The sequence below is a fragment of the Microcystis sp. M53603_WE2 genome (assembly GCF_030065435.1).
Genome location: NZ_JASJFF010000157.1, coordinates 1 through 4,523, shown reverse-complemented (window position 1 = coordinate 4,523; position 4,523 = coordinate 1). Strand labels below are relative to the sequence as shown.

Sequence of the window (4,523 nt, the reverse complement as noted above, 5' to 3'; positions counted from 1 at the left end):
CGTGTTGGTGTGGGGTAAAATCGAAACGAATAGGCTTTTTCCATGTCTCACATTTTAGCATATATTTCGTAAACGATGCTCATATTTAACAGTAAAGCCGTCGTAGAACGACGGGGTTTCAGACCCAAAATTTTCGATGAATTGACTAATTTAGGGCTTTTAAGCGGTAAAAATGGCCCACAGGACCGGTTCCTTGACCGATAGGGAGGGAATGATCGAGGGCGTTAGTAACGTAATCCTTGGCTTTTTTCACCGCTATTTTCAGGTCATCCCCCAAAGCGAGGTTAGCAGCGATCGCTGCCGATAGGGTACAACCAGTCCCGTGAGTGTTATTGGTTTCGACGCTTCTGGTCTTAAAAGTTTCCCATTCCTCCCCATCAAAGTAGATATCAACCCCACGCAGCCGGCCTTTCATGCCGCCACCTTTCACTAATACTGGTGTGGCCGACTTCTGGAAAATAATTTCGGCGGCCGCTTTCATCGCCTCAAAATTATTGATCTCGATGCCACTTAAAAGCTGCGCCTCGTAACGATTAGGGGTAATAATCGAAGCCAGAGGAATTAAACTATCAAAAAGACTATCTACAGCCCGATCATCAATTAATTTGGCTCCTACCCGCGAAACCATAACCGGATCGACCACTAAACTGGTTAAACGCCAGCGCTCGATCGCCTCGGCCACTGCTTCGATAATCTCGCTGCTAAACAGCATTCCCGTCTTAACCGCTGACACAGACAGATCCCTGACCACGGCATCGATTTGGGCTGTCACCATTTCTGGACTTAGGGACTCGATGCGCTCGACCCCTAGGGTATTTTGGGCGGTAACGCAGGTAAGGGCGCTGGTGCCGTGAACTCGGTGGAAGGCGAAGGTTTTCAAATCAGCTTGAATTCCCGCGCCGCCACCACTATCGGAACCGGCGATGGTGAGGGCAATGGCAGTCATAGGAGGTTAGCGATCAAAAGGACGACGACGTTGCAAGAATTCGGGGATATCTAATCCCGCCGGTTTTGGTGGTTCGGGAGTCGGGGCCGGACTGGGTGCGGGGGCATTGATCACCACCTTGCTACCGGTGGGACGAGAGGGGGAATCGCCGGAAAAACCGGTGGCAATGACGGTAATTCTGACTTCTCCCTGCATTTTCTCGTCAATTACTGCCCCGAAGATGATATTAGCGTTGGGATCAACCACTTCATAGATAATTTCGGCGGCGGCATTGACTTCGTGTAGGGTTAGATCTTGACCGCCGGTGATGTTAAAGACTACGCCTTTCGCACCTTCGATCGAGGATTCCAGTAACGGCGAGGAAATAGCAGCGATCGCTCCTTCCTTAGCCCGAGATTTTCCGGAACCGATGCCGATGCCCATTAGGGCCGAACCCGCATCGGCCATCACTGCCCGCACATCGGCGAAATCCACATTCACCAGACCGGGGATAGTGATAATATCCGAGATCCCCTGTACCCCTTGGCGCAGCACATCATCAGCGACCCGAAAAGCCTCCTGTAGGGGAGTGTCGGCGGGTATCACCTGTAATAACTGGTTATTGGGGATAATAATCAGGGTATCGACCCGACTTTGTAAACCCCCCACCCCCTCATCGGCCTGATTAGTGCGACGACGACCCTCGAAGGTAAAGGGACGAGTCACAACTCCCACGGTCAAACAGCCGATTTCTTTGGCAATTTCGGCCACAATTGGAGCGGCCCCCGTTCCCGTGCCGCCGCCCATGCCGGCGGTAATAAAGACTAGATCGGTTCCTTCCAATGCTTGGGCTATTTCATCCCGAGATTCTTCCGCCGCTTTCTGTCCGATCGCCGGATTGCCCCCCGCCCCTAGGCCGCGGGTTAATTTTGTCCCGATTTGTAACCTCTGGGGGGCGGAGGAGTGGGCCAGGGCTTGGGCGTCGGTGTTAATTGCCCAAAATTCGATTCCAGTCACGCCACTGGCGATCATGCGGTTAACGGCGTTACAGCCCCCACCGCCGACCCCGATCACCTTGATCTTGGCGACATTACTTGGCACGATGCGATTACTACGACTTTCTTCTCGGGGTGTCATCTGTGATTCATGGGGGCGAGTAAATAATACTCCAGCATTATTCTGAGAGTAATGATTATCTTCGCTCATGGCTGAACTGGCATAATCGTTACTGTTCAGATTGGGATAGGTGGGAACGATTTCATTAATCGATGTCATTGGAATTGGAACACTCTTAGTACAAGATTCTGTTATTGGTTTGATGAATCAGAGATGCAATGTTAACACTATCACTAATATTATGTCGGTTCCAGTATCTACATTATCAGTTTCTGGTTCAGAAAATCATAATTTGGGGTTTTTGGCAATACATAAAGGGAATAATTGCGGTTATTTGCTGATCAATTCCAGTTAATCCCTACCAGTTGCCGTTACTTTGGCAACCATAGGGGCTGGCTGCGGTTTTAATTGTACAGTGGGAGCATCGGGATTGCTCAGATCAATGTAGATAATTCGCGCTAGAGGTATCTTGGATGACAATGACCGCGATTGTACGAGAGCGGTTAATTTTTCGGGCAATCTATCTTTATAAAAACCTAAATAGACCTGTCCCAGTTCGGTTTTTAGTACAAGATTACTAGGATTGCGCCAATCGATGGCGGTAACTTTAATTGATAAGTTATCAATTAAGGGATAAATTTTTTGCCACTGTTGTTGATATTGTCGGTCGTAACCAAGCACTTCTAGGCTAGGTAATTGGTTTTTGGGCAGAGTTCGACCATAATAGCTTTGAGGAATTATCGTTCCGGTGGCATCTAAAAAGCCTTGCTGTTGATGGGAACGCCAACGGGCAACAGGTTTTCTTTCTTGAATAGAAACAATCACTTTCGGGGGTAATAATTGCCGCTCGATCTTAACGTCGGCAATAGCGGGAATAGCCGCTAATTTTTCTCGTAATTGATGGGTGGGTAATTCCCAGAGAGACAGAGGATAGCTTAATTTTAGCCAAGCACGAATCGACTCGGGCGACATTAATTCCGTGCCTGCGATTTCCACCTGTCCGGCCTTGGTAATTGTCCAATAGGGTGAAGTCATCCCCCAAGCTAATCCCGTCGCTAAACCACTAACCACCAGAAAGCGACCCAAGGCTTGCCACACCTTCGATCGCCTTTGGTGGCGCAGGTTTTGTCGTTTTTGTTCTAGGGAGAGGGAAGAAAGGATTTGATCACTCATAGGGAAAATCTAGGACAGTTTTGCTGTTATCTTAGGTCGCGAGGTGGGCTGCTGGCAACTCGATCGCTACTCAAATAACCAGTTTGACAAAGAAAGAGATAATAAATGTTATAACAGTAGTAGTCTACAGGCGTTCTTTTGTCTGTCTCCAGTAAACCTAAACGCTCCTTTTTGCCAAGATATTTCGACGGTCAGCCAGAAAGAGCGTTCTGGCAAGAACAGCCTAATTTATCCGAAAATTACCTATGGTTATCAACAAACGCGGACTTGTTCTCGGTGCTACAGCAGTGGTCCTGTCTACCGTCGCCGTCACGGGGGCGGGATTCCGTCTCTCCCAAAGTCAAGCTTTTTTTCAGGAAAGTCCCAAGGAAACCGTTGATGAGGTTTGGCAGATCATCAACCGCACTTATTTAGATGGCACTTTTAATCAATCGGACTGGAACGCCATCCGCAATCAGTATTTAAATCGTTCCTACAAAAATCAAGAGGAAGCATACACCGCTATCCGCGAGATGTTGAAAACTCTCAATGATCCCTATACCCGTTTTATGGATCCCAAAGAGTTTAACAATATGAAGATCGATACATCGGGAGAATTGACCGGGGTAGGGATTCAACTGACCAAAGATGAGAAAACTAAGCAGTTAGTCGTGGTTTCACCCATTGAAGATACTCCCGCTTCTAAAGCTGGTGTGCTGCCCAAAGATGTGATTATCGCTATCGATGGTAAATCTACCGAAGGCATGGAACTGGAGCAAGCGGTGAGCATGATCCGCGGCAAAGTGGGGACAAGCGTTAAGATCACGATTCAACGGGGTGAGGAGAAAAAAGAATTGACTCTTACCCGGGCCAAAATTGAAATTCACCCAGTGCGGGCCCGCACGGAAAACACCCCGATCGGTAAAATTGGTTATATCCGTCTCAATCAATTTAGCGCCCAAGCTAGTGGCGATATGAGTCAAGCGATTCGCGAATTGGAATCTGAAGAGGTGAAGGGTTATATTCTCGATCTGCGTTCTAACCCCGGCGGTTTACTTTACGCCAGCATCGAAATCGCTCGGATGTGGATACCTGATGGTTTAATTGTCTCTACGGTCGATCGCAAAGGGGTGACGGAACGTCAACGGGCTAACAATCAAGCTTTGACTAATAAACCTCTGGTTGTCCTCGTCGATGGTGGTTCCGCCAGTGCCAGTGAAATTCTCTCCGGAGCTTTACAGGATCATGATCGGGCGGTTATTGTCGGTACGAAAACCTTTGGTAAGGGATTAGTGCAATCGGTACGCAGTCTCAGTGACGGTTCCGGATT

At 48.4% G+C, this 4,523-nt stretch carries 4 protein-coding genes; 1 reads left to right on the top strand and 3 read right to left on the bottom strand.

The genetic code is table 11. The features are described from left to right. Window positions 1–145 precede the first annotated feature (145 nt). From thiD to PX481_RS03550, 3 genes are all read right to left on the bottom strand, one after another. Window positions 146–946 (bottom strand): bifunctional hydroxymethylpyrimidine kinase/phosphomethylpyrimidine kinase, encoded by an 801-nt coding sequence (thiD, locus tag PX481_RS03560; protein ID WP_288093688.1) that lies wholly within the window; start codon window positions 944–946, stop codon window positions 146–148. A 6-nt stretch (window positions 947–952) separates the two neighbouring features. Continuing rightward, complete coding sequence (gene ftsZ / locus PX481_RS03555) at window positions 953–2,200, bottom strand: cell division protein FtsZ (protein WP_061430136.1); 1,248 nt, start codon at window positions 2,198–2,200, stop codon at window positions 953–955. A gap of 192 nt (window positions 2,201–2,392) precedes the next feature. Beyond that, window positions 2,393–3,214 (bottom strand): cell division protein FtsQ/DivIB, encoded by an 822-nt coding sequence (locus PX481_RS03550; protein ID WP_288025172.1) that lies wholly within the window; start codon window positions 3,212–3,214, stop codon window positions 2,393–2,395. 245 nt (window positions 3,215–3,459) lie between these two features. Between PX481_RS03550 and PX481_RS03545 the strand changes: the two genes are divergently transcribed. Next, a partial coding sequence (locus tag PX481_RS03545; RefSeq protein ID WP_288093686.1) for a S41 family peptidase occupies window positions 3,460–4,523 on the top strand: 1,064 nt, incomplete at its 3' end.